The organism is Streptococcus suis (assembly GCA_024583055.1).
GTDB lineage: Bacteria > Bacillota > Bacilli > Lactobacillales > Streptococcaceae > Streptococcus > Streptococcus suis_V.
Genome location: CP102145.1, coordinates 1,328,447 through 1,355,393, shown reverse-complemented (window position 1 = coordinate 1,355,393; position 26,947 = coordinate 1,328,447). Strand labels below are relative to the sequence as shown.

Here is a 26,947-nt window from a genome sequence, read left to right as displayed (position 1 = left end):
GTTAGCAGAAAAGGAAATCACATAGGATTTCCTTGGGAGATGTTAATACGTCAACACAGAATATTTTTTCTTCCCGCGGCGGATAACGGTCAACTCGCCGTCAATTTTATCGCTGTCAGAAAGGCTATACTCCAAGTTCTGCACACGCTCGCCGTTGACATAAATGGCACCATTTTGGACATCCTCACGAGCTTGGCGTTTTGAAGTGACAATACCAGAGGTAACTAGAAGTTCAACGATGTTAAGGTTGTCTTCAGCCTGTACAGCGTAGTTTGGAACGTTGCTGAGGCCCTGCTTGAGTTCTTTTGCGGACAGGTTTTTGATATTGCCAGCGAACAATTGTTCAGTAATGTTAAGGGCTTGGTTATAAGCCTCTTCACCGTGGACCAATGTCACGACTTCCTTAGCCAAAATCTTCTGAGCTAGGCGTTCATGACGGGCAGCGTCAAATTGTTTCTCGATTTCAGCGATCTCATCTAATGACAAGAAAGTAAAGATTTTCAAGAAACGGACAGCATCGTCGTCCATGACATTGAGCCAGAATTGGTACATTTCATACGGAGAAGTCTTGTCGGCATCCAACCAAACAGCGTTGCCTTCAGACTTACCAAATTTCTTACCTGTTGAGTCGGTGATAAGTGGTACAGTCATAACGTGACCAGACTTGTCAGCCTTGCGGCGAAGCAACTCGGTACCCGCTGTCATATTGCCCCACTGGTCAGAACCACCGATTTGTAGGGTCACATTGTGCTTGTCATTGAGCTCGTAGAAGTCATAGCCCTGCATGATTTGGTAGGCAAACTCGGTGTAGGAAATCCCTGTTTCAATCCGTTTTTTCACGGAGTCTTTGCTCATCATGTAGTTGACCGTGTAGTATTTACCAACATCACGAAGGAAGTCGATAAAGCTAATGTCTGAGAACCAGTCGTAGTTGTTGACCATTTCGGCCTTGTTATCCCCATTTTCAAAATCCAAGAAGCGAGAGAGTTGACCTTGGATTTTTGTCACCCAACCGTCCACGGTGTCCTTTGTTTGCAAGCTCCGCTCCGCATCCTTGAAGGAAGGGTCGCCAATCAGACCAGTTGCACCGCCAACGAGGGCGTAAGGCTTGTGACCTGCCAACTGCAAACGACGGCTTGTTAAAATCGCAACCAAGTGCCCCAAGTGTAAACTATCTGCTGTTGGGTCGTAGCCTGTGTAATAAGAAACCTGTCCTTCTGTTAATGCTTTTACCAAGGCTTCTTCGTCTGTCGTTTGAAAGACCAAGCCACGAGCTTTTAGTTCTTCAAAAATATTCATATGAGGCTTTCTCCTTTTAAAATTTCCCCCTATTATACCATGAAATTGTAGAAAGTGGGCAAAGTTTGGTATAATAAAAGGAATAAGGAGTTACTATGACGACGAAACATTCTAAATTCAAAACAATGATGGCTTCTTTTAGCCTGACCAATGGATTGGGCATCTTGTTAAGAAGCATCAAATTATTGGTGGATTATTTGGCGGTCATTTTCCTAGTCTTGGGCAGTCTGGGTGCCGGGGTTGGAGTTGGCTATGTATTTAGCCTATTTGACCAAGTAGAGGCGCCTAGTAAGGAAGAGCTGCTGTCCAATATCGCCAATATCAGTAGAAATTCTCATATTGTCTTTTCGGATGGTTCTCCTGTAGCAGATATCAATTCAGACTTGTTGCGGAGCCCTATTGAAAATGCAGATATTTCTGACTATATAAAGCAGGCCGTGATTGCTACGGAGGATGTCACCTTTGAGAGCCACAATGGTGTTGTGCCTAAGGCGGTATTGCGTGCGGCTCTGGGCTCGGTTGGTTTTGGTTCTTCCAGCGGTGGTTCGACTATTACTCAGCAGTTGATTAAGCAGCAGATTGTTGGCGACGCTCCGACTTTTACACGTAAGGCCAATGAAATTATCACCGCCTTGGCTCTGGAGCGGGACATGTCCAAGGAAGATATTTTGACTACTTATCTCAATGTCTCGCCTTTTGGTCGAAATAATCAGGGCAAGAATATTGCCGGTGTAGAGGAAGCGGCGCGGGGAATTTTCGGAAAATCAACCAAGGAATTAACGGTTCCTCAGGCGGCCTTTATTGCTGGTTTGCCACAGAGTCCCATTGTCTACTCGCCCTATGCGGCAGACGGTAGTCTCAAGTCGGATGAGTATATGTCTTACGGCCTGGCTCGACACCAAGATGTACTCTATAATATGTACCGAGCAGAATTTCTGACCAAGGAAGAGTACGAGACCTATAAGGATTATGATATTCGCCAGGACTTCCTTCCTCCTAGTCCGGTAACAGAGGATACCAAGGATTTTCTATACTATGCTGTTCTGGATGAAGCCATTGACGTCATGTATGATTATCTGGTGGAGCAGGATAATGTTTCAGATGCCAAGCTGAAAAATGATGAGACCGTTCAGGAATACAGAGAGCTTGCCGCCCAAGAAATTAGCCAAGGGGGCTATACCGTCACTTCTACGGTCAATCCTGCCATTCACAATGCCATGAATGCTGTAGCGCGTGACAATGGCTACTTGCTGGATGAAGGAAACGGAGTTGTAGAGACCGGTTCGGTCTTGCTAGATAACAAGACAGGTGCAGTGCTTGGCTTTGTTGGTGGCCGTGATTTTTCAAAGAACAAGAACAATCATGCTTTCGATACTGTTCGTTCTCCTGCATCAACCATTAAGCCTATTTTGGCATATGGAATTGCTATGGACCAGGGCCTAATCGGATCGGCTAGTATCTTCTCAGATTACCCAGCTCGTTTCTCCAGTGGCGAGCAAATCATGAACGTCAATAACCGAGGTTCAGGTATGATTGATTTGCAGACTGCTCTCAATCGCTCGGTCAATATACCTGTCTTCTGGACCTATAAGCTGCTGCAACAGTCTGGTGTGGATGTCAAGTCCTATATGGAGAAGATGGATTACCACATTCCGATGTATGACATTGAAAGTCTGCCTCTCGGAGGAGGGATTGATGTTTCTGTAGCTACCAATACCAACGCCTATCAAACCTTGGCAAACGGCGGCGTCTACAACAAGCATTATCTGGTTGAGAATATCAAGAAGGCTGATGGGACAGTTGTTTACCAGCACCAGGCGGCACCTGTTCAGGTTTACTCTAAGGCAACTTCGAGTATCATGATGAACCTGCTCAAGGGGGTTATTTCCTCTGGCTTGACCACAACCTATGCAAACCGTATCAGGGCTATCAACCCTCAAGTATTGGCCAATACAGATATAGCTGGCAAGACTGGTACGAGTAATTACGCTGGAGATGCTTGGCTCATGCTTTCGACCCCTCAGGTTACCTTGGGCTCCTGGGCAGGCTATGATGATAATACAAGTTTGGATGTTTTTGCAAGCTATAATAGCAATTCTCACTATGTTGCTTATTTGTCCAATGCCATCTATCAAGTGGCACCGGAATTATTCTCTGGACGATTTACACTGGATGATAGTGTGATTGCATCTAATGTAGTCACCTCTACTGGGCAACGGCCAGGTAGTGTGCAGGTCAATGGCCGTACGATTAACGTATCAGGTGCTACTACGACTAGTTATTGGGCCAAAAATGGGGCGCCGGTGACCAACTATCGATTTATGTTAGGTGGAACAGAGGCTGACTATCAGACAGCTTGGAATAGTTTGTTTGGCAACCAGCAGCGTAGGACGACCTCCTCAAGCAGTAACAGCAGGACAGGTTCTTCTAGTAGTTCGAGCTCAGCATCCTCAGCAAATAATAATGACGGAGATTCCGAACCAAGTTCGGACTCTGGTGAAGAAGATAATCCTTGATTTTCAAGCGGTCTTGTGTTATAATTTTATAAATAATTTGTCGTCTGTCTTGTTTGAAATCTTGTCCAAACAAGACTTGCAGCAGTTAAATCACACTTTTCAAAGGAAGATTTAGCTGCTCTTTTTGTGTCTATTTGATGGATTTTTAGGAATTGTAATGTATTCTTAAAGATTCTAAATATTCAGAAAAAGGACAAAAGCTAGCTCGCTAGGGCTGGCGATAGATAAAACTCGACCGGATAGCGAGTAGCTTGACGGTCTCGTATCTTATTACAAAGGAGAAAACTTTTGGCAGGACATGAAGTTCAGTACGGTAAGCACCGTACCCGTCGTAGTTTTTCAAGAATCAAGGAAGTTCTTGATTTACCAAATTTGATTGAAATCCAAACGGACTCTTTCCAAGACTTTTTAGATTATGGTTTGAAAGAGGTCTTTGAAGATGTACTTCCAGTTTCAAACTTCACAGATACCATGGAATTGGAATTTGTGGGTTATGAGTTGAAGCAACCAAAATATACTTTGGAAGAGGCGCGTGCACACGATGCCAACTACTCAGCTCCAATTTATGTAACCTTCCGTCTTGTGAATAAGGAAACTGGCGAGATTAAGACTCAGGAAGTTTTCTTCGGTGAGTTTCCAATCATGACTGAAATGGGTACCTTCATCATCAACGGTGCAGAGCGTATCATCGTTTCTCAGTTGGTTCGTTCACCAGGTGTTTATTTCAACGATAAAGTTGATAAGAACGGTAAGGTTGGTTATGGTTCAACGGTTATTCCTAACCGTGGAGCATGGTTGGAATTGGAAACAGATTCAAAAGACATTGCTTATACTCGTATCGACCGTACGCGTAAAATTCCATTTACAACGCTTGTACGTGCACTTGGTTTCTCAGGTGATGATGAAATCTTTGACATCTTTGGTGATAGCGAATTGGTTCGCAACACTATTGAGAAAGATATTCATAAAAATCCAGCGGATTCTCGTACAGATGAAGCCCTCAAGGAAATCTATGAGCGTCTTCGTCCAGGTGAACCAAAGACAGCTGAAAGTTCTCGTAGCCTTTTGACAGCTCGTTTCTTTGACCCACGTCGTTACGACTTGGCACCTGTTGGTCGTTACAAGATTAATAAAAAACTCAACCTCCGTACTCGTTTGCTCAACCAAACACTTGCTGAGCATGTGATTAACGGTGAGACAGGCGAAATCGTCTTGGAAGCAGGTACAGTCTTGAGCCGTGATGTGCTTGAAAAAGTAGAAGCTCAATTCGACGAACTCAACCTTGTTGAATACATTCCAAATGACAACGCTGTTCTTCTTGAGCCAGTTCTTTTGCAGAAATTCAAGATTGTGGCACCAAAAGATCCAGACCGTGTTGTAACAGTGATTGGTAATGCCAATCCAGCAGAAAACGTACGTACAGTAACACCTGCGGATATCTTGGCAGAGATGAGCTACTTCCTCAACTTGGCTGAAGGTCTTGGTCGTGTAGATGATATTGACCATTTGGGTAACCGTCGTATTCGTGCCGTTGGTGAATTGCTTGCCAACCAGGTCCGTATCGGTTTGACCCGTATGGAACGTAACTTGCGTGAGCGTATGTCTGTTCAAGACAATGAAGTATTGACGCCACAACAAATCATCAATATCCGCCCTGTTACAGCTGCAATCAAAGAATTCTTTGGTTCATCTCAGTTGTCACAGTTCATGGACCAACACAACCCACTTTCCGAGTTGTCTCACAAACGCCGTTTGTCAGCCTTGGGACCTGGTGGTTTGACCCGTGACCGCGCTGGTTATGAGGTTCGAGATGTTCACTACACTCACTATGGTCGTATGTGTCCGATTGAAACGCCTGAGGGACCAAACATCGGTTTGATCAACAACTTGTCTTCTTATGGTCACCTCAACAAGTATGGTTTCATCCAAACACCATACCGCAAGATCGACCGTGCAACTGGTACAGTAACGAACGAAATCGTTTGGTTGACAGCAGATGAAGAAGATGCCTACATCGTAGCCCAATCAACATCACCACTTGATGAAAACAACCGTTTCGTTGATAAAATCGTTATGGGACGTCACCAAGGTAATAACCAAGAGTTCCCAGCAGATTCAGCGGACTTCATGGACGTTTCACCGAAACAGGTAGTTGCTGTTGCGACAGCATGTATTCCTTTCTTGGAAAACGATGACTCCAACCGTGCCCTCATGGGTGCCAACATGCAACGTCAGGCTGTTCCATTGATTGATCCAAAAGCACCTTACGTTGGTACTGGTATGGAGTATCAGGCTGCTCATGACTCAGGTGCGGCAGTTATTGCTCAACATGATGGTAAGGTAACTTATGCAGATGCGGACAAGGTAGAAGTACGCCGTGAAGATGGTTCCTTGGATGTTTATAGCATTCAAAAATTCCGCCGTTCAAACTCTGGTACAGCCTATAACCAACGTACCCTTGTAAAAGTAGGCGATGTCGTTGAAAAAGGCGACTTTATCGCAGATGGTCCTTCTATGGAACGTGGGGAAATGGCCCTCGGTCAAAACCCAATCGTTGCCTACATGACCTGGGAAGGTTATAACTTCGAGGATGCGGTTATCATGTCTGAGCGTCTGGTGAAAGAAGATGTCTATACATCTGTTCACTTGGAAGAATACGAATCAGAAACCCGCGATACCAAGTTAGGCCCTGAAGAAATCACACGCGAAATTCCAAACGTTGGTGAAGATGCTCTTCGCAACTTGGACGAAATGGGTATTATCCATATCGGTGCGGAAGTTAAAGAAGGCGATATCCTTGTTGGTAAAGTTACACCAAAAGGTGAAAAAGATCTTTCTGCTGAAGAGCGTCTTTTGCACGCTATCTTCGGTGACAAGTCACGTGAAGTACGTGATACCTCTCTTCGTGTACCTCACGGTGCCGATGGTGTCGTTCGTGATGTGAAAATCTTTACTCGTGCCAACGGTGATGAATTGCAATCAGGTGTTAACATGCTGGTTCGTGTCTACATCGCTCAAAAACGTAAGATCAAGGTCGGAGATAAGATGGCCGGTCGTCACGGTAACAAGGGTGTCGTTTCACGTATTGTTCCTGTTGAGGATATGCCGTATCTTCCAGACGGAACGCCAGTTGATATCATGTTGAACCCACTCGGGGTGCCATCTCGTATGAACATCGGTCAGGTTATGGAACTCCACTTGGGTATGGCGGCTCGTAACTTGGGTATCCATATTGCAACACCAGTTTTCGATGGTGCAAGCTCAGAAGATCTTTGGTCAACCGTTAAAGAAGCGGGTATGGATTCAGATGCCAAGACCATTCTTTACGATGGACGTACCGGTGAGCCATTTGATAACCGTGTGTCTGTCGGTGTCATGTACATGATCAAGCTTCACCACATGGTTGATGATAAACTTCATGCCCGCTCAGTCGGACCATACTCACTCGTTACCCAACAGCCACTCGGAGGTAAGGCTCAGTTTGGTGGTCAGCGTTTCGGTGAGATGGAGGTTTGGGCCCTTGAAGCCTACGGTGCTTCAAACGTCCTACAAGAAATCTTGACCTACAAGTCAGATGATGTGACAGGCCGTCTGAAAGCCTATGAAGCCATCACAAAAGGCAAACCAATTCCAAAACCAGGCGTTCCAGAATCATTCCGCGTTCTTGTCAAAGAATTGCAATCACTTGGTTTGGATATGCGTGTCCTTGATGAAGATGATAACGAAGTAGAATTGCGTGACCTTGATGAAGGTGAAGATGATGATATCATCCACGTAGATGATCTTGAAAAAGCACGTGCAAAAGCAGCAGCTGACGCAGCGGCAGCCTTTGCAGCAGAAGAAGCAGAAGACAAAGAATAATCAGATAGGATGCTAGGGGGAGGTCCTTGCTTGATTTTGTATCAACTGGGATCGCCTAGTCTGTCTGGTGCTAGTCAGTCTAGCAACTTTGTCGGTTATTCAAGAATCCGAGGTGTGACTCATCCACCTCTCACAAGAAAAGAAAGGGATTATTAGTGGTTGACGTAAATCGATTTAAAAGTATGCAAATCACGTTAGCTTCACCAAGTAAGGTTCGTTCATGGTCTTACGGTGAGGTTAAAAAACCTGAAACAATCAACTATCGTACACTAAAACCAGAACGTGATGGACTTTTTGATGAAGTGATCTTTGGTCCAACAAAAGACTGGGAGTGTTCATGTGGTAAATACAAGCGTATCCGTTATAAAGGGATCACTTGTGACCGCTGTGGTGTGGAAGTAACTCGTGCAAAAGTCCGCCGTGAGCGTATGGGCCATATTGAGTTGAAAGCTCCAATCTCACACATCTGGTATTTCAAAGGTATTCCAAGCCGTATGGGCTTGACCTTGGATATGAGCCCACGTGCGCTTGAAGAAGTTATTTACTTCGCAGCTTATGTGGTGATTGATCCGAAAGATACACCGCTTGAGCACAAGTCTATCATGACAGAGCGCGAATACCGCGAGCGTTTGCGTGAATTCGGCTATGGTTCATTCGTTGCCAAAATGGGGGCAGAAGCGATTCAAGACCTCTTGAAGCAAGTCGATCTTCCAAAAGAAATCGCAGCTTTGAAAGAAGAATTGAAAACAGCTTCTGGTCAAAAACGCATTAAAGCAGTTCGTCGCTTGGATGTATTGGATGCCTTCTACAAATCTGGTAACAAGCCAGAATGGATGATTCTCAATATCCTTCCAGTTATTCCGCCAGATTTGCGTCCAATGGTTCAGTTGGATGGTGGCCGTTTTGCCGCATCTGACTTGAACGAACTCTATCGCCGTGTAATCAACCGTAACAACCGTTTGGCTCGTCTCTTGGAACTTAATGCCCCAGGAATCATCGTACAAAACGAAAAACGTATGCTCCAAGAAGCTGTGGATGCTTTGATTGACAACGGTCGCCGTGGTCGTCCAATCACTGGACCAGGTAGCCGTCCACTTAAATCACTCAGCCACATGCTTAAAGGTAAGCAAGGACGTTTCCGTCAAAACTTGCTTGGTAAGCGTGTTGACTTCTCAGGACGTTCCGTTATCGCCGTTGGTCCAACGCTTAAAATGTACCAATGTGGTGTGCCACGCGAAATGGCGATCGAGCTCTTCAAACCGTTTGTCATGCGTGAAATCGTTGCCCGTGATATTGCTGGTAACGTAAAAGCTGCAAAACGTTTGATTGAGCGTGGTGATGACCGTATTTGGGATATCTTGGAAGAAGTGATCAAAGAACACCCAGTTCTTTTGAACCGCGCACCTACCCTTCACCGTTTGGGGATTCAGGCTTTTGAGCCAGTCCTCATTGACGGTAAGGCTCTTCGCTTGCACCCGCTTGTCTGTGAAGCCTACAACGCCGACTTTGACGGTGACCAGATGGCCATTCACGTTCCATTGTCAGAAGAAGCGCAGGCAGAAGCGCGTATCCTTATGCTGGCTGCTGAGCACATCCTTAACCCTAAAGATGGTAAACCAGTCGTAACACCGTCTCAGGATATGGTCTTGGGTAACTACTACTTGACCATGGAAGATGCTGGTCGCGAAGGCGAGGGTATGGTCTTCAAGGATGCGGATGAAGCGGTTATGGCTTACCGCAATGGCTATGTTCACTTGCATACCCGTGTTGGTATTGCAACAGATAGCTTGGACAAGCCATGGAAAGACAACCAAAAGCACAAGATTATGATGACAACTGTCGGAAAAATCTTGTTTAACGCGATTATGCCAGAAGGTCTTCCATACTTGCAAGAGCCAAACAACGCTAACTTGACAGAAGGAACTCCTGATAAATACTTCTTGGAACCAGGATCAGATATCAAGGCTGCTATTGCAGAATTGCCAATCAATCCACCATTCAAGAAGAAAAATCTTGGGAACATCATCGCTGAAATCTTCAAGCGTTTCCGTACAACTGAAACATCAGCCCTACTTGACCGTTTGAAAGACTTAGGTTACTATCACTCAACACTCGCTGGTTTGACAGTGGGTATTGCCGATATCCCAGTTATCGACAACAAGGCTGAAATCATTGAAGAATCTCACGAACGTGTCGAACAAATCAAGAAACAATTCCGTCGTGGTATGATTACTGACGATGAGCGTTATGCAGCAGTTACAGATGAATGGCGTTCAGCTAAGGAAAAATTGGAAAAACGTCTGGTTGAAAAACAAGATCCTAAGAACCCAATCGTTATGATGATGGACTCTGGTGCCCGTGGTAACATTTCCAACTTCTCCCAGTTGGCCGGTATGCGTGGTCTGATGTCAGCTCCGAACGGACGTATCATGGAATTGCCAATCTTGTCTAACTTCCGTGAAGGTCTTTCTGTATTGGAAATGTTCTTCTCTACTCACGGTGCCCGTAAGGGTATGACGGATACGGCCTTGAAGACAGCCGACTCAGGTTACTTGACTCGTCGTTTGGTTGACGTTGCCCAAGATGTTATTATCCGTGAAGACGACTGTGGAACAGACCGTGGTCTTGACATCCGTTCGATCACAGATGGCAAGGAAATGATCGAGCCACTTGAAGAGCGTTTGCAAGGTCGTTACACTAAGAAAACGGTTAAACATCCTGAAACTGGTGCAGTCATCATCGGTCCAAACCAATTGATTACCGAAGATATTGCTCGTGATATTGTCAATGCTGGTGTTGAACAAGTAACCATCCGTAGCGTATTTACATGTAATACTCGTCATGGAGTCTGCCGTCATTGTTACGGTATCAACTTGGCGACAGGTGATGCGGTTGAAGTGGGTGAAGCAGTTGGTACGATTGCAGCCCAATCTATCGGTGAGCCTGGTACACAGCTTACAATGCGTACCTTCCACACGGGTGGTGTAGCCTCAAACAGCGATATCACGCAAGGTCTTCCTCGTGTTCAAGAGATCTTTGAAGCCCGCAATCCGAAAGGGGAAGCGGTTATCACTGAGGTCAAAGGTGAAGTTACAGCGATTGAAGAAGATGCGGCAACGCGTACCAAGAAAGTCTTTGTTAAGGGTAAAACTGGCGAAGGCGAATATGTGGTTCCATTTACAGCCCGTATGAAAGTTGAAGTTGGTGACCAAGTTGCGCGTGGAGCAGCCCTTACCGAAGGTTCTATCCAACCGAAACGCTTGCTTGAAGTCCGTGATGTCTTGGCGGTTGAAACTTATCTTCTTTCTGAGGTTCAAAAAGTTTACCGTAGCCAGGGTGTAGAAATCGGCGACAAGCACATTGAGGTAATGGTTCGTCAAATGCTTCGTAAAGTTCGTGTCATGGATCCAGGTGATACAGATCTTCTCATGGGTACCCTTATGGACATCACAGACTTTACAGATGCCAATGCTGACGTGGTTATTGCAGGTGGCATTCCGGCAACAGCTCGTCCAGTTCTTATGGGTATTACCAAAGCCTCTCTTGAAACCAACTCATTCTTGTCTGCCGCATCCTTCCAGGAAACAACTCGTGTCCTGACAGATGCTGCCATCCGTGGTAAACGTGATAACCTTCTCGGTCTTAAAGAGAACGTTATTATCGGTAAGATTATCCCAGCAGGTACAGGTATGGCCCGCTACCGTAATCTTGAACCACAAGCAGTCAATGAAGTTGAAATCATTGAAGATACAGTAGCCGAAGAACTTGCAGCAGAAGCAGAGCTTGAAGCTGTAACTGAATAATAAGCTTTAAGGGAAGACCGTTTGGTCTTCTCTTTTTGTGTAACCTGTTCAAAAAAAACAACCAGATGGTGTCCACCTGATTGCTACTATGCTGTCTTTATTTTAAGCTTGGAAAGATGAGAAGGTTCTCCAATTGCTTGTGATAATAATCCTTGTACTTAGAATACACCAAGGTGTGGTTTAGTTGGTCTTGGGTCTTGCCAGGAAAGTCTGAAATGATGCCATCAACCGCTAAATCATCTGCCTGGGTCACGCCAGCTTCATCATTGACTGTCCATACATAGAGAAATTTCTTGGAGGCTTTGATGTAATCATGTAATTCGGGAGACAGGTCGCTCAAAGGGACGCTGAATCCAGTCAGACCTGGAAATTGCTCCTCAAGGATGGAATTCATAATCAAGACTGTTTCAAATTTAGGTGAGTGGCTGAGGACTCTCTTCATAAATTCTTGGTCAGCTGTTTGTAGTTGATGCTGGCCTTGCTCTAACCGCTGTTGGTATTTTCCTAGAAAGTTTTCTACAATCTGTGGACTGTCTAGCTCAGAAGTTTTGAAATCAATCAGGAGCTTTTGACCAGACTTTTCGGCCTCTGTCAGAATCTGATCAAAGCTGGCGATATGGGCTGTGTGCCCCTCTTGATCGGTCAAGCTAATGTTGGTTAGAGTGCTTAAGGGCAGGTCGTGTGGCCGATAGTGGAGCCCTGTCCAGCCGGATAGATTAGGGTCGTGAAAGACCACATATTCCAAATCTGCTGTTTCCCAGATGTCAATTTCAATGTAGTCAAACTTGCTTTTGCTGGAAATTTGGAAGGCCTCGAGACTATTTTCAACTGCGCTAGGACCGTTGAGGGCCCGGTGGGAAATGACCTGTGGAGACTTTGGGATAATCTGTCTGGCCTCTTGTTTAACAAGGTAGAAGACTGGAAAGACGGGTAGCCAGACGACCAGTAAGGAAGCTGGTTTCCACCAGGTGAATTTTTCGTCAAAAATGACTTTCCACCAGAGCCAGAGCGAGAAAGACAGGACCAGAACAAGGCCACTATAGAGCAGGGCGAAGAGAATGAAGTAAATTTCTTGCACATGCTGGGGAAATCTTTCTGTCAGATGTGCTTGGAGATAGTAATTGGCCAGACTGACAGAGTACCAAAGTCCCAGGGCCAATAGGGGGACCAGGAGTCCAATGGCTAATTTTTTCCATAGGGGTCTTTGTATTTTTCGTTTTCGGATGTTTGATTTGATAGATTGCTTCATGCTTGCGGAACTTTCTGATTTTACGTACTAGCTTATTATACTTTAAAACCGTCAAATAATCTACTATATTTTTGAGAAACCTAAGCGCAATTGGTGTGGGGAATCAGATGAAATTCTTCTCGGTCAACCAGGCGCGGATAACAGAGAGGGTTTTGTCTTGGAATTTGCCGGATTCGTACATGTGGTCGGCTCCTGTTAGGGACACGAGCACTGATTCGGCGTAGTTCTGAGCTGTTTTTCTGGCGATGGCGGATACGGTCATCTTGTCTTCGCTGCCCGTGATGACCAGGACTGGACCCGAAATCTTGCTGAAATCCACATAGCCTGCTCTGCTTTTGTCAAAGAAAGGAAAGGCCATCTGAGTGTAAATCTTGCCGGATTCAGGAACCAGGGTCTTGAAGATATCCTCCTTGAGGCTAGGGTCCTGGACGTTGAGGCAATAGGTGAAAAACTCATCCTTGTATGGTGGCATGGGCTTTTTCCAGAAGCCCCAGCGCAGGAAGTGGCGGATGAAACAACGAATCATGGTTGGATAGAGGGCAAAGATGTCGGCGGTAGGGGCAGGTCCCATGAGAATCATGCCGGCGATTTCTGTGCGCTCGGCGACCATTTGTGCCAAGAGACAGCCCAGAGAATGCCCTAGTAGTAGAGGAGGCTCTTCCAGACTTTCGACCAGGGCAACCAAATCATCAGCGTAGTCGGTCAGGCTGACGGCACCAACCTTTTCCATCACCTGCTCATAGGGTAAGTCGTGGTAGCGCAGGCTAGGCGTGTGAACAATGATTCCCATTTTTTCTAATTTTGTGGCAAATTCTCCCCAGACAGCCCCATCGCACCAGGTTCCGTGAATCAAGATTATATGTTTCATAGACTTTCCTCCAATCATTTTTTCCATTATAACATGTTTGTCATCTGCTTGTGAGTCAGCTGTAACAGTTGTCATATTTATTTAAGGCTTCTTCAAGCTTTCTGCCTTAGGATAGATAGGGTAATATCTGAACCCACCTTTATAGCTCGGCAGCTTTATTTTTTATATAAATGTGCTTCGCTTGGGTATATAGGTTCTAGAAGAAAGGAAGTATTGAAATGAATACATTTTTTGCAAACAAGAAGTTGAAATTGGGAATCGCTGCAAGCTTAGTTGCAGGTATGGCCATGCTGGGACAATCCTCGGCTAGTGCAGATACCTTTGATTCCTATGGTCCGCGCTATCTGGGAGAACATCCAGCTCCAATCTACCAATCATTTGGAGTGGCTGATAGCAGTAGCGCTGTCATTTCGGAGACGGTCTCTACAGCCTCTACGACCTATAGTTCCGCTGTAACGACCACTTATACTGCCAACACCTATCCAGTCGGCCAATGTACCTGGGGTGTAAAGGAGCTAGCGCCATGGGTAGGTAACTATTGGGGCAATGGAGGTGATTGGGCAGCAAGTGCTGCGGCTCAGGGCTATACGGTTGGGACAACTCCTCAGGTAGGTGCCGTTATCGTATGGACAGATGGTGGCTATGGACATGTGGCTTATGTGACAGACGTAGCAGCAGACGGGACCATTCAGGTGATGGAATCGAATTTTAATGGCAATATGTCCATTGGAAACTACCGTGGATGGTTTAACCCGACGACTACCGGGGCAGGTACGGTTAGCTATATCTACCCACCAGCGGATGCTTAGATAAGGGATAGGAAAGAGGTCTTGGCCTCTTTTTGCTTTCCTATCTACAGCAGCTGATTTTTGGAGCCAAGAATGATATACTAAGAGTGTAGCGTTTTCACTAATTTATACATTTCTCGTCGTTGAAAGGAGACATGATGAATAATTTTCGTTTACAGATTCCGACAGACATCCGTTTCGGACGTGACCGCTTAGCTGAATTGCCAGAGGTCTTGGAACAATTCGGCAAGAAGGTACTTTTGGTCTACGGTGGTGGCTCCATCAAACGCTCTGGTCTCTATGATAAGGTTACGGCCTTGCTGAAAGACAATGATTTTGAGTGGGTGGAGCTGGCAGGTATCGAGCCCAATCCGCGGATAGATTCAGTCCGTGAAGGTGGAAGGTTGATTCGCGAAAATAGCCTAGACATGCTTTTGGCTGTCGGTGGCGGTTCAGTCGTTGATGCCAGTAAGGTTATGGCTGCGGCAGCTTATTACGATGGTGATGCCTGGGATTTGGTCAAAAATCCTCGCCTGATTGGCCAGGCAGTTCCGATTGTAGATATTCTGACGCTGGCGGCAACTGGTACAGAAATGAACCGTGGGGCTGTGATTTCCAATATGGAGACCAATGAAAAATTGGGTACAGGTGGCTGGGAGCTCATTCCGCGGGCCTCTTTCTTAGATCCGACCTTGACTTACACGGTTTCAAAATGGCAGACGGCAGCTGGTACGGCGGATATGATGAGCCATCTTTTTGAGCAATATTTTAATCGCACAGTTGGAGTGGATGTTCAGGATAGCATTGCAGAGGGCTTGTTGAAGACGGCCATCAAACATGGTCCGGTGGCTCTTGCAGAACCAGAAAATTATGAGGCGCGTGCCAACTTGCTTTGGACCTCGACCCTGGCTTTGAATGGCTTGGTTGCTAGTGGACGTGCGGGCGGCTGGACTTGCCATGCTATCGAGCATGAATTGTCGGCCTATTATGATATTACGCACGGTATTGGTTTGGCTGTCTTGACACCGCGCTGGATGAAATTCTGTGTTGATACTGATCCGACGACACATGCGAAATTTGCAACTTATGCCCGCAATGTTTGGGGACTGACAGAAGGTTCAGATGAAGAATTGGCTAGACAGGCTATTGAGAAAACCTACCATTTCTTCAAAAATGAGATGGAAATTCCGATGACCTTGCCTGAAGTAGGTATCCCAGTCCAAGATTTGGTGAGAGAAATGAGCGAGCAGGCTGTGTTGCATGGTCGCTTGGATGGAAATGTTTTTGTGACTCTTTCAGTGGACCATGTGGAAGAGATTATTCTTGCCTCCTTTGTGGAGATGGAGGAGTTTTAGGCCTAAGTAGGTTTAAAAAGAGCACGAGAGCTATTTTGTGAAAAAAATCGATTAAAAACGCACCAAATTTGGTGCGTTTTGTGTTACAATAAAACTAAGAATAGGGGGAAAGGCTATGATCGGAGAAAATATAAAATCACTACGCCAGACACATGATTTAACACAACCAGAATTTGCGAAAATGGTTGGTATTTCACGCAATAGCTTAAGTCGTTATGAGAATGGAACTAGTAAAGTTTCAACAGAACTCATCGATCGTATTTGTCAAAAATTTAACGTCTCTTATGTCGATATTGTAGGAGAGGATAAGATGCTAACACCTGTTGAAGATTACCAACTGACTTTAAAAGTAGAAGTGATAAAAGAACGTGGAGCTGCCATTTTATCACAGCTTTATAGATACCAGGATAGTCAAGACATCGCCTTTGATGATGAATCCAACCCTTGGATTTTGATGAGTGATGATTTGGCTGAATTGATCAATACAAAGATTTACCTTGTCGATACTTTCGATGAGATTGAGCGTTACAATGGCTATTTAGACGGTATCGAGCGGATGTTAGACATGGTGCATCATCGGGTGGTGGCTTAATGAGGTTGGAAGAATTTAGTGAAGCTGAGTTTCAGAAGGCTTTACAGCGAACTATTAGGGCCCTAACTCGTGGAAAGACGATTCCAAATCAACCGAGAGCCATTTTTCTTGGAGGTCAGAGCGGAGCAGGTAAGACGACTATTCATCGAATTAAACAAAAAGAATTTCAAGGTAATATCATTATCATCGATGGGGATAGCTATCGTTCCCAACATCCTGATTACTTAGCCCTGCAAGATAAGTATGGCAAGGACAGCGTGGACTATACCAAGGAATTTGCAGGAAAAATGGTAGAGCATCTGGTTGACGAACTCAGCACGCAGGGTTATCATTTGCTGATTGAGGGAACCTTGCGAACTACTCAAGTTCCTCGTCAGACTGCTCAATTATTATCTTCTAAAGGTTACCAAGTTTCCTTAGCAGTGATTGGCACCAAACCTGAGCTTTCTTATCTCAGTACCTTGATTCGTTACGAAGAGCTTTATGCCATAGATCCCAATCAGGCTAGAGCAACACCAAAAGAACACCATGATGGGATTGTAGAGAACTTGGTTGATAACTTGAGGGAGTTAGAAAGTGAGAAATTCTTTGATCAGATTCAAATTTATCAGAGAGATAGGACTTGTATTTATGATTCTAAAACTGATAAAGATTCTGCAGCAGAAGTGTTACAAGAGTGTCTCTTTGGGAAATGGAGCAAGGTAGAGGAGGAGATGATGAAGTTTGGACAGGAACGGTTGAGGGAGATGAGTAAAAGTAATGGAAACGATGTATAGTTATATGCAGTATCTTATATTCTAGAACATAGGATTACTTTATACGAAGCTTTAAAAGTAAAGATAGTTGGTGCTTCTAAAACGGGTAATCCCTATGTATCAATTGTTAATCAATAGTAACCTTTATCAAAGAATGGCTGGGCTCTATCTTAATGATGTAAAAAAATTCTGAACGGAGATTTTGATAAGAAGCTTCAATTCACCTAGAACAAATGTTCAAAATTCCAACATATTCTTTCTTATTTTTGATATAATGTAAAAAAACAACAAAGGATTAAACATGAATAAACGAGAACGACTAGAAGAAATTACACGATTGGTAAACAAAAAAGGCACAGTTCGAATTTCTGAGATTGTTGAATTGCTAAATGTTACTGATATGACTGTTCGACGTGATTTTATTGAATTGGAAGAGCAAGGTGTCTTAACAAAAATTCACGGCGGTGCTAGAAGTAATAAGGCTTTTCAATATCGGGAATATTCCCATTCTGAGAAACACATTCAGAATAAGGAAGCCAAGCAAGAGATAGCGGAAAGGGCTGCACAACTGATAGAAGATGGAGACACGGTGTTCTTAGGCCCAGGAACAACAGTGGCCTTTCTGGCTGAAGCCATTAAAAATCCTCGCCTAACGGTCATCACAAACTGTATGCCTGTTTTTACCATCCTATCTCAAAAGAAGACCGAGGAGTTTCAAGTCTTTCTCTTGGGGGGAGAATATCGTCAAGTGACAGAATCTTTTGTAGGAGAAATTACCAATACAAGTTTAGAAAAAATGCGATTCAGCAAAATTTTCTTTTCAGGTAACGGACTTAAGGGAACTGATGTCATGACCTCCACCCTAGCGGAAGCCTATACGCAAAATATTGCCATTAAACATTCTTTAGAAAAATATCTACTGCTGGATGCCTCGAAAATTGGAAAAGATGATTTTACTTCCTTTTGTGATTTGAATGATATAACTGCTCTAGTGACTGATATGACTGCAAAGGATGAAAATTACCAATTATTAAGTAAGCGCATCGAAATTATCACTACAAAATCATAAAGTTATCAAAACCAACAGTGAAATGTTGGTTTTTTTGTTTGCATACGAAAAAGATAAACAAAAATAAAACAAAATATGTTGACTTTATGTTTGTTTGGTTGTATAATTTAAACATAAAAAGCGAAAACGCTTTTTCTAAGTTTTGCAAAACAAAGATTTTCTGCCACATATGGCTACAACTTTCTATTTTTGTTAGGAGATAGGTTATGACAATCATTATCGGTGCTGATCCAGCGGGCTCAAAACTAAAAGACGTTATTAAAGATTATTTACAAGAAAAATCATATGACTTTAAAGATGTCAGTGATGGAAGTGATTTTGTTGATACAACTTTGGCAGTAGTCGCAGCAGTCAATCAAGAGGAAGGAAATCTTGGTATTGTGATTGATGCTTATGGTGTTGGTCCATTTATGACCGCAACTAAAGTCAAAGGCATGATCGCTGCAGAAGTTTCAGACGAACGTTCTGCCTATATGACAAGAGGACACAACAATTCGCGTATTATTACAATCGGTAGTGAGATTGTAGGAGAAGGAATTGCCAAAAATATCGTTAAAGGATTTGTTGAAGGTGAGTATGATGGCGGTCGTCACCAAATCCGTGTCGATATGCTAAATAAAATGTGCTAATTGTTGTAAACAAAGGAGAATAAGAGATGAAAATTGCAATCGGTTGTGACCACATTGTAACCTATGAAAAAATCGCTGTGGTAGATTATTTGAAAAATCAAGGATATGAAGTATTGGACTTTGGGACTTATGACAATGTTCGCACTCATTACCCAATCTTTGGTAAAAAAGTTGGTGAAGCTGTTGCAAGCGGACAAGCAGATTTGGGAATTTGTATTTGTGGAACAGGTGTTGGAATCAACAATGCTGTAAACAAGGTACCTGGCGTTCGATCAGCCCTGGTTCGTGATATGACCTCTGCACTCTATGCAAAAGAAGAGTTAAACGCCAACGTCATTGGTTTTGGAGGAAAGATTACAGGTGAGTTGCTCATGTGCGACATCATTGAAGCCTTCATTAAAGCAGAATACAAACCAACTGAAGCAAACAAACGTTTAATCGAAAAGATTGCTGCAGTTGAAACGCTCAATCAAGAGCAGGCTAATCCAGAGTTCTTTACTGAATTTCTTGAAAAGTGGGATCGTGGAGAATACCACGACTAGGAGGCTCACATGATTTTGACAATCACTTTAAATCCGTCAGTTGATATTGCCTATCAATTGGATACTTTTCATTTGGATACGGTCAATCGAGTAGAAAAAGTTCAAAAAACAGCTGGAGGCAAGGGGCTCAATGTCACACGAGTTTTGAAACAAATCGGTGAAGATGTTGTAGCAACAGGCTTTATTGGCGGTGAGATTGGAAGTTATGTAAAGAAACAACTCACTCGAAAGGATATTAAAAATTCCTTTGTGGAAATTGGGAGCGAAACACGTAACTGTATTGCGGTTCTTCATGATGGCAAACAGACGGAGATTTTAGAACAAGGACCAACTATTCAAGAACATGAAGCCTTGAATTTTATAGAACATCTTGAAATCATTCTGAATAATGTAGATGTAGTTGTCATTTCAGGAAGTTTGCCTAAAGGACTTGCTAGCAATTATTATGTTGAGATTGTAGAACTTTGTAAAAAATTTGGCATAGCTGTTGTTTTGGATTGTTCTGGTGAGGCGCTGAAAAACGTTTTAGAAAGCCAGCAGAAGCCGACAGTTATTAAGCCGAATACAGAAGAGTTATCACAACTGATTGGTAAAGAAGTTACTGATGATATTCAAGAGTTGAAATCAGTTTTGTCTGGTCAACTTTTTCAAGGAATTGAGTGGATAGTCGTCTCATTAGGGGCACAGGGGGCTTTTGCCAAGCACAATGACAAGTTCTATCGTGTCAGAATTCCAAAAATCAAAGTCGTCAATCCAGTAGGATCAGGAGATTCAACAGTTGCAGGTATTGCAGCTAGTTTGGTACATGCCTTACCTGATACAGAATTACTAAAAAAGGCTAATGTTTTAGGCATGCTAAATGCCCAGGAAGAACAGACGGGTTACGTCAATTTAGAAAATGCAGAATCGTTGTATTCTCAAATCGAAGTCGAAGAGGTATAATATGGTAGTAACAGCAGATAAAAGAAAATACATGGAAAAAGTAAGCAATGAAGCAGGTATTATTTCAGCCTTAGCTTTTGACCAACGTGGAGCCCTGAAAAAAATGATGGCAAAACATCAGACAGAAGAACCTACTGTGGAGCAGATGGAAGAACTAAAGAAACTAGTTTCAGAGGAATTAACACAATTTTCTTCCTCAATTCTGTTAGATCCTGAATTTGGTTTGCCAGCATCACGCGCCCGTGACGAACAGTGTGGTTTGCTCCTAGCTTATGAAAAAACTGGCTATGATACCAGCTCTACTAGTCGCTTACCAGATTGCCTAGTAGAGTGGTCTGTAAAACGACTAAAAGAAGAAGGGGCAGATGCTATCAAGTTCTTACTCTATTATGATGTTGATGGAGACCAATATGTCAACCTTCAAAAACATGCCTATATTGAACGCTTAGGTTCAGAATGTCAGGCTGAAGGTTTACCATTCTTCTTGGAAATTTTGAGCTACGATGAAACGATTGAAGACAATGCCAGTGTGGAATTTGCAAAAGTCAAACCTCGAAAAGTAAATGAGGCTATGAAAGTATTTTCGAATGAACGCTTTGGAGTGGATGTTCTCAAGGTAGAAGTACCTGTGAACATGAATTTTGTAGAAGGCTTTGGAACAGGGGAAGTCGTCTATACAAAAGAAGAAGCAGCTGAATATTTCCGTCAACAAGAAGCATCAACTCATTTGCCATACATTTATCTAAGTGCAGGTGTTTCTGCTAAGCTTTTCCAAGATACACTAGTGTTTGCACATGAAGCAGGTGCTAAATTTAACGGTGTTCTCTGCGGTCGTGCGACGTGGGCGGGTGTTGTGCCAGTCTATATTGAACATGGTGAAGAAGCTGCGCGTGAATGGTTACGAACTGTTGGTCGTGAAAATATCGAGGGACTTGATGCAGTCTTGTCTCAAACAGCAACTTCTTGGCTAGAAAAATAATTGAAAAAAATAACCATTTTCTTAAAAGAAAGGGTTTACATTTTCTGAGAATATGCTATAATAATCTCATCAGTAAGAATAGAGTGGATTGTAACTAATTCGATTAGGCAAGACTACAAATGGATTTGAGAGTAGGATATTCTCGGTTTGTTTGTAGTCTTTTTTTGCTTAAAAATATAGGAGGGATATATGTTTAGGATTATACAGTCACTAAATAATAACGCTGCCCTGGTGAAAAATGAACATGGGGAACAGGCAGTCGTGATGGGATTAGGTATAACCTTTCAAAAGAAAAAAGGGGATTTAATTGTTAAGGACAAGATAGAAAATATCTTTTCGCTAAAAAATGATGAGGCCAAAGAAAATTTTCTAACCTTATTAAAAGATATTCCCTTAGATTTTATTTCGGCAACCTACACGGTTATTAATCATCTGGTAGAAACTTATCATTACCCTGTACAAGAATATCTATATGTGACATTGACAGATCATATCTATTGTGCATATCAGGCGGTTTTAAAGAATAGTTATCAAGAAAGTAGGCTACCCAATATTTCAGCCGAATATCCATTGGAATATAAAATGGCGCGTGAAGCCTTAGCTATGTTTCGAGAAAAATTGCTAAATGATTTTCCAAATGATGAGATTGGTAAAATTGCACTTCACTTAATCAATGCAAAGGGTGAAACAATTCATCCCACTAGTGAAGAACATGACATCAGTAAGAAAATTATTGCTGAGGTTGAACAAATTTTGATAGAGAATGGGATTAAACGCACAAAAGAAAATAGTAATTTTTATGATCGCTTTATGATTCATTTGTCCTATTTTCTGAATTACTTAGATAGATCCCATCAGTCAAATGAATCAATTGCTAGTTTGGAACAGTACATCAAGCTCCAGAATCCAAGAGCCCATCAGGTTGGAAGTCAGATTTTTGAGATGATTACATCATTGGTTGATGAGCCAGTAAATGATAGTGAAAGGTTCTATATTGTATTACATATTCAACGGTTATTGTAAATCAATTCAATTTTAAAAGGAGGTTCATATTATGAACAGAGAAGAAATTACTTTATTAGGTTTTGAGATTGTTGCATTCGCTGGTGATGCTCGTTCTCGTTTGATGGAGGCACTGTCTGCTGCTCAAAAAGGCGACTATGCAAAAGCAGAAGAACTAGTTGAAGCTGCCAATGCTTGTATTGTTGAAGCCCACCATGCTCAGACTAGCTTGTTGCAAAAAGAAGCGGCTGGTGAGGATTTAGCCTTTAGTGTGACGCTCATGCATGGTCAAGACCATCTCATGACAACATTATTATTGAAAGATATGATGAGTCATATGATTGAACTTTACAAACGAGGTGATAAATAATGAATAAATTGATTGAATTCATTGAGAAAGGGAAGCCTTTCTTTGAAAAGATTTCGAGAAACCCTTATTTAAGGGCTATCCGTGATGGTTTTATCGCTGCCATGCCAGTTATCTTGTTCTCAAGTATCTTTCTATTGGTAGCTTTCGTGCCTAATATCTTTGGTTTTACTTGGTCAGATGAAGCAGTTGCAGCTATCATGAAACCTTACGGTTATACAATGGGTATTGTAGCTGTCTTAGTTGCAGGAACGACCGCAAAATCTTTGACAGATGCATTTAACCGTCAATTGCCAAAAACCAATCAAATCAACTTCATTTCAACCATGATTGCTTCAATTTCAGGTTTCTTATTACTGGCTTCTGATGGTATTGAAGGTGGATTTGCCAATGGCTACATGGGAACTAAGGGACTTTTGACAGCCTTTCTGGCAGCCTTCATTACGGTTAATATCTATAAGGTCTGTGTGAAAAACAATGTCACCATTCGTATGCCAGACGAAGTTCCACCGAACGTATCCCAGGCATTTAAAGATGTGATTCCATATGCATTGTCTATCTTTGTTTTGTATGGAATTGATCTTGTGACACGTCAAATCCTTGGAACAAACGTCGCTGAGGCAATTCTGAAATTATTTGAGCCTCTATTTACAGCAGCAGATGGTTATGTTGGTATTACCATTATCTTTGGTGCCTATGCCTTGTTCTGGTTTGTCGGGATTCATGGTCCATCAATTGTTGAACCAGCAATTGCAGCCATTACCTATGCCAATATTGAAACCAACTTCCAACTTTTACAGGCGGGTCAACACGCGGATAAAATCCTGACTTCAGGTACTCAAATGTTTATCGTGACAATGGGTGGTACAGGTGCTACCTTGGTTGTGCCATTCATGTTTATGTGGTTGACTAAGTCTAAACGAAACAAAGCAATTGGACGTGCTTCAGTTGTTCCAACCTTCTTTGGTGTAAACGAACCAATCTTGTTTGGTGCACCACTCGTACTCAACCCTGTATTCTTTGTTCCATTTATTTTAGCTCCAATTGCTAACGTATGGATTTTCAAATTCTTTGTTGATACGCTAAAAATGAACAGTTTCAGCGTCAACTTACCATGGACAACTCCAGGTCCGTTGGGGATTGTCATGGGAACAAACTTTGCTCCACTTGCCTTTGCACTAGCTATCTTGTTGGTATTTGTCGATGTACTTATCTATTATCCATTCTTGAAAGTTTACGATGAGCAAATTCTTGCTGAAGAACAATCAGGGAAAGTTGAAAATAGCTTGAAAGAGAAAGTGGCAGCTAACTTCAATACTGCCAAAGCAGATGCTATTCTTGAAAAAGCAGCAGTCGATACCGAAATTTCTGAACAAACCAACGTTCTGGTACTTTGTGCAGGAGGTGGTACAAGTGGATTGCTTGCCAACGCGTTAACTAAAGCTGCAAAAGAATATGGTGTTCCAGTCACAGCAACAGCAGGAAGCTATGGTGCTCACCGTGAGATTTTACCAGAATATCAATTAGTCATCCTTGCACCTCAAGTAGCATCGAACTACGATGATATAAAACAAGAAACTGATGCATTGGGCATTAAACTTGCCAAAACTGAAGGGGCTCAATACATTAAACTCACTCGTGATGGTCAAGGTGCTCTTGACTTTGTCAAACAACAGTTCTAGAACCTGTATTCACAGTTCAGCACTCCCATCTAAGGCTAGTTTTTCAGCTACTCATCGTTAGTTTTTTTCAAAATACAGTCAGTATTCCCTCAAAAAACTGCCTTGATTAGCGAAAAACTATCTCTTATATACAAGCGCTTCACTTGTGAATGCAGGTTCTGAATCCAAAGGGGAGGGAGTTATCATCTCCAACTCCTACCCCTTTATTTATTTTTGATAGAAGAAGGTAGGCATATGGTTAAAACATTACCGAAAGATTTTATATTTGGTGGAGCAACTGCTGCATATCAAGCAGAGGGTGCTACACAGACAGATGGAAAAGGTCGTGTTGCATGGGACAAGTATCTAGAAGATAATTACTGGTACACTGCGGAACCGGCTTCTGATTTTTATAATCGTTATCCAGTTGATTTAGAACTAAGTGAACAATTTGGTGTAAATGGCATTCGCATTTCGATTGCGTGGTCTCGTATCTTCCCAACAGGCTTTGGAGAAGTGAATCCAAAGGGAGTAGAGTATTACCATAAATTATTTGCGGAATGCCATAAACGTCATGTAGAACCATTTGTAACGCTTCACCATTTTGATACACCAGAAACGCTACATTCTAATGGTGACTTTCTAAATCGAGAAAATATTGAGCACTTCGTCAATTACGCAGCGTTTTGCTTCAAAGAATTCCCCGAAGTTAATTACTGGACAACCTTTAATGAAATCGGTCCAATTGGTGATGGGCAATATCTAGTTGGGAAGTTCCCGCCAGGGATTCAGTATGACTTGTCTAAAGTATTCCAATCCCATCATAATATGATGGTTTCACATGCCAAGGCAGTTAAGCTCTACAAGGATGCTGGTTATAGTGGAGAAATTGGTGTTGTACACGCATTGCCAACGAAATATCCTTATGATCCAACCAATCCTGACGATATTCGTGCAGCGGAACTAGAAGATATTATTCATAATAAATTTATCCTCGATGCAACATACTTGGGTTACTATTCTGAAAAGACTCTTGAAGGTGTTCGCCATATTCTGAAAGTAAATGGTGGGGAATTAGACCTTCGTGATGAAGACTTCGCTGCCTTAGATGCTGCAAAAGATTTGAACGACTTCTTGGGCATCAATTACTATATGAGTGATTGGATGAGAGCTCATGATGGAGAAACGGAAATCATCCATAATGGTAAAGGTGAAAAGGGAAGTTCTAAGTATCAAATCAAAGGAGTTGGTCGTAGAGAGTCCCCAGTTGATATTCCAAAAACGGACTGGGATTGGATTATCTATCCGCAAGGTCTTTATGATCAAATCATGCGTGTGAAAAATGACTATCCAAACTATAAGAAAATCTACATCACTGAAAATGGTCTCGGTTATAAAGATGAATTTGTAGATGGTACAGTCTATGACGATGGTCGAATTGATTACGTGAAAAAGCATTTAGAAGTGATTGCAGATGCTATCTCAGATGGTGCCAATGTTAAAGGGTATTTCATCTGGTCCTTGATGGATGTATTTTCTTGGTCAAATGGATATGAGAAACGATATGGACTGTTCTATGTTGACTTTGAAACCCAAGAACGCTATCCAAAGAAAAGTGCTTATTGGTATAAAAAAGTAGCAGAAACACAGATTATTGAATAAAAATAATACAAGGATGCCTAGCTCAAGTTAGCATCCTTGTTTTCATATAAGGGAGGCAGTTTTTATGCTCGAATTAAAAAATGAGAACTTAACAGTACAATTTTCTGAATTAGGTGGGCAAATTATTTCCATTAAAGACAAGGATGGTATCGAGTATCTTTGGCAAGGGGATCCGACCTATTGGAGCGGTCAAGCACCAGTTCTATTTCCAATTTGTGGAAGTTTACGAAATGATTGGGCTATCTATGAACCTGCAGAAAGACCGACATTTACAGGCACAATTCCAAGGCATGGACTTGTACGAAAAATGATGTTCAAAAATGTAAATAGTACTGAAAACTCTTTAGAATTTTCTATTTCATCAAACGAAGAAACCGTAAAAAATTACCCTTTTGAATTTGAACTTTCCATTAACTACTCACTACTTGGCAATACAATCCGAACTGAATATCGGGTTAAAAATCTTGAAGGACATAGAAAGCTACCATACTTTATTGGGGGTCATCCAGGTTTTAATTGTCCTTTGTTGGATGGTGAGAGTTATGAAGATTATTATTTAGAATTTGAAAAAGTAGAATCTTGTACAGTACCTAGAAGTTTTCCAGAAACTGGCTTACTTGATCTGCGAGACCGCCGGCCATTCTTGGAAAATCAAAAGACCTTGGACTTGTCCTATAAACTGTTTGAGCATGACGCTATAACATTGGATCAATTAGCATCACGAAAGGTAACCTTGAAATCAAAAAATCATCAGAAGAAACTTTCGATTGCATTTGATGATTTTCCATATTTAGTGATTTGGTCAACTACAAATCAGAGTCCCTTTATCGCATTAGAACCATGGAGCGGACTCTCTACTTCATTGGAAGAATCTGACATATTCAATGCCAAACGAAATATTAGTTATGTCGCTCCAAAAGAGGTTGATACAAAATATTTTGATATTATTATTGAGTAACCTTTTGAAAATGTTTGTTCGTTACAGAAATTTGCTAAAATAGTTCGAAT

The 26,947-nt window shown here is 42.5% G+C and carries 20 protein-coding genes; 17 read left to right on the top strand and 3 right to left on the bottom strand.

The genetic code is table 11. The features are described from left to right. Positions 1 to 42 precede the first annotated feature (42 nt). Complete coding sequence (gene tyrS / locus NQZ91_06655) at positions 43 to 1,299, bottom strand: tyrosine--tRNA ligase (protein UUM57084.1); 1,257 nt, start codon at positions 1,297 to 1,299, stop codon at positions 43 to 45. A gap of 95 nt (positions 1,300 to 1,394) precedes the next feature. Here tyrS and pbp1b point away from each other — a divergent pair, with 95 nt between their 5' ends. The 3 genes from pbp1b to rpoC all read left to right on the top strand — a co-directional run bounded on the left by pbp1b (position 1,395) and on the right by rpoC (position 11,479). Then, positions 1,395 to 3,815, top strand: a complete 2,421-nt coding sequence (pbp1b, locus tag NQZ91_06650) for a penicillin-binding protein PBP1B (GenBank protein UUM57083.1) — start codon at positions 1,395 to 1,397, stop codon at positions 3,813 to 3,815. A gap of 288 nt (positions 3,816 to 4,103) precedes the next feature. After that, on the top strand, positions 4,104 to 7,676 hold the full coding sequence (gene rpoB / locus NQZ91_06645; GenBank protein ID UUM57082.1) for a DNA-directed RNA polymerase subunit beta: 3,573 nt from the start codon (positions 4,104 to 4,106) through the stop codon (positions 7,674 to 7,676). 155 nt (positions 7,677 to 7,831) lie between these two features. After that, a complete protein-coding gene (gene rpoC, locus NQZ91_06640) occupies positions 7,832 to 11,479 on the top strand; it encodes a DNA-directed RNA polymerase subunit beta' (GenBank protein UUM57081.1) in 3,648 nt (1,215 codons plus the stop codon). A 97-nt stretch (positions 11,480 to 11,576) separates the two neighbouring features. On the opposite strand, the gene NQZ91_06635 is transcribed toward rpoC, so the two are convergent. Beyond that, complete coding sequence (locus tag NQZ91_06635) at positions 11,577 to 12,728, bottom strand: hypothetical protein (GenBank protein UUM57080.1); 1,152 nt, start codon at positions 12,726 to 12,728, stop codon at positions 11,577 to 11,579. 103 nt (positions 12,729 to 12,831) lie between these two features. Further along, positions 12,832 to 13,596, bottom strand: a complete 765-nt coding sequence (locus tag NQZ91_06630; GenBank protein UUM57079.1) for an alpha/beta hydrolase — start codon at positions 13,594 to 13,596, stop codon at positions 12,832 to 12,834. 218 nt (positions 13,597 to 13,814) lie between these two features. On the opposite strand from NQZ91_06630, the gene NQZ91_06625 reads away from it, so the two are divergent. From NQZ91_06625 to NQZ91_06560, 14 genes are all read left to right on the top strand, one after another. After that, positions 13,815 to 14,405, top strand: a complete 591-nt coding sequence (locus tag NQZ91_06625; protein UUM57078.1) for a CHAP domain-containing protein — start codon at positions 13,815 to 13,817, stop codon at positions 14,403 to 14,405. A gap of 137 nt (positions 14,406 to 14,542) precedes the next feature. Next, a complete protein-coding gene (locus tag NQZ91_06620) occupies positions 14,543 to 15,739 on the top strand; it encodes an iron-containing alcohol dehydrogenase (GenBank protein ID UUM58832.1) in 1,197 nt (398 codons plus the stop codon). 115 nt (positions 15,740 to 15,854) lie between these two features. Then, complete coding sequence (locus NQZ91_06615; protein UUM57077.1) at positions 15,855 to 16,331, top strand: helix-turn-helix domain-containing protein; 477 nt, start codon at positions 15,855 to 15,857, stop codon at positions 16,329 to 16,331. After that, positions 16,331 to 17,107, top strand: a complete 777-nt coding sequence (locus tag NQZ91_06610; GenBank protein ID UUM57076.1) for a zeta toxin family protein — start codon at positions 16,331 to 16,333, stop codon at positions 17,105 to 17,107. Before NQZ91_06615 ends, NQZ91_06610 begins: the two co-directional genes overlap by 1 nt. 280 nt (positions 17,108 to 17,387) lie before the next feature. After that, positions 17,388 to 18,155 (top strand): DeoR/GlpR family DNA-binding transcription regulator, encoded by a 768-nt coding sequence (locus tag NQZ91_06605; protein UUM57075.1) that lies wholly within the window; start codon positions 17,388 to 17,390, stop codon positions 18,153 to 18,155. A gap of 206 nt (positions 18,156 to 18,361) precedes the next feature. Continuing rightward, positions 18,362 to 18,784, top strand: coding sequence for a galactose-6-phosphate isomerase subunit LacA (gene lacA / locus NQZ91_06600; GenBank protein UUM57074.1), 423 nt, complete (start codon positions 18,362 to 18,364; stop codon positions 18,782 to 18,784). Between the two features lie 26 nt (positions 18,785 to 18,810). Then, entirely contained in the window at positions 18,811 to 19,326 is a 516-nt protein-coding gene (gene lacB / locus NQZ91_06595; GenBank protein UUM57073.1) for a galactose-6-phosphate isomerase subunit LacB, read from the top strand. 9 nt (positions 19,327 to 19,335) lie between these two features. Beyond that, positions 19,336 to 20,268 carry a tagatose-6-phosphate kinase gene (locus NQZ91_06590; protein ID UUM57072.1) on the top strand — a complete coding sequence of 311 codons (933 nt, stop codon included), beginning with the start codon at positions 19,336 to 19,338 and terminating at the stop codon, positions 20,266 to 20,268. 1 nt (position 20,269) lies between these two features. Then, on the top strand, positions 20,270 to 21,247 hold the full coding sequence (gene lacD, locus NQZ91_06585; protein ID UUM57071.1) for a tagatose-bisphosphate aldolase: 978 nt from the start codon (positions 20,270 to 20,272) through the stop codon (positions 21,245 to 21,247). Between the two features lie 189 nt (positions 21,248 to 21,436). After that, positions 21,437 to 22,270: a PRD domain-containing protein gene (locus NQZ91_06580; protein ID UUM57070.1), complete on the top strand. Its 834-nt coding sequence runs from the start codon at positions 21,437 to 21,439 to the stop codon at positions 22,268 to 22,270. Between the two features lie 31 nt (positions 22,271 to 22,301). Continuing rightward, positions 22,302 to 22,619: a PTS lactose/cellobiose transporter subunit IIA gene (locus tag NQZ91_06575; GenBank protein ID UUM57069.1), complete on the top strand. Its 318-nt coding sequence runs from the start codon at positions 22,302 to 22,304 to the stop codon at positions 22,617 to 22,619. Further along, positions 22,619 to 24,298 carry a lactose-specific PTS transporter subunit EIIC gene (locus tag NQZ91_06570; GenBank protein UUM57068.1) on the top strand — a complete coding sequence of 560 codons (1,680 nt, stop codon included), beginning with the start codon at positions 22,619 to 22,621 and terminating at the stop codon, positions 24,296 to 24,298. Before NQZ91_06575 ends, NQZ91_06570 begins: the two co-directional genes overlap by 1 nt. A 234-nt stretch (positions 24,299 to 24,532) precedes the next feature. Beyond that, entirely contained in the window at positions 24,533 to 25,939 is a 1,407-nt protein-coding gene (lacG, locus tag NQZ91_06565) for a 6-phospho-beta-galactosidase (protein UUM57067.1), read from the top strand. A gap of 64 nt (positions 25,940 to 26,003) precedes the next feature. After that, positions 26,004 to 26,897: an aldose 1-epimerase family protein gene (locus tag NQZ91_06560; GenBank protein UUM57066.1), complete on the top strand. Its 894-nt coding sequence runs from the start codon at positions 26,004 to 26,006 to the stop codon at positions 26,895 to 26,897. The last annotated feature ends 50 nt before the right edge of the window (positions 26,898 to 26,947 follow it).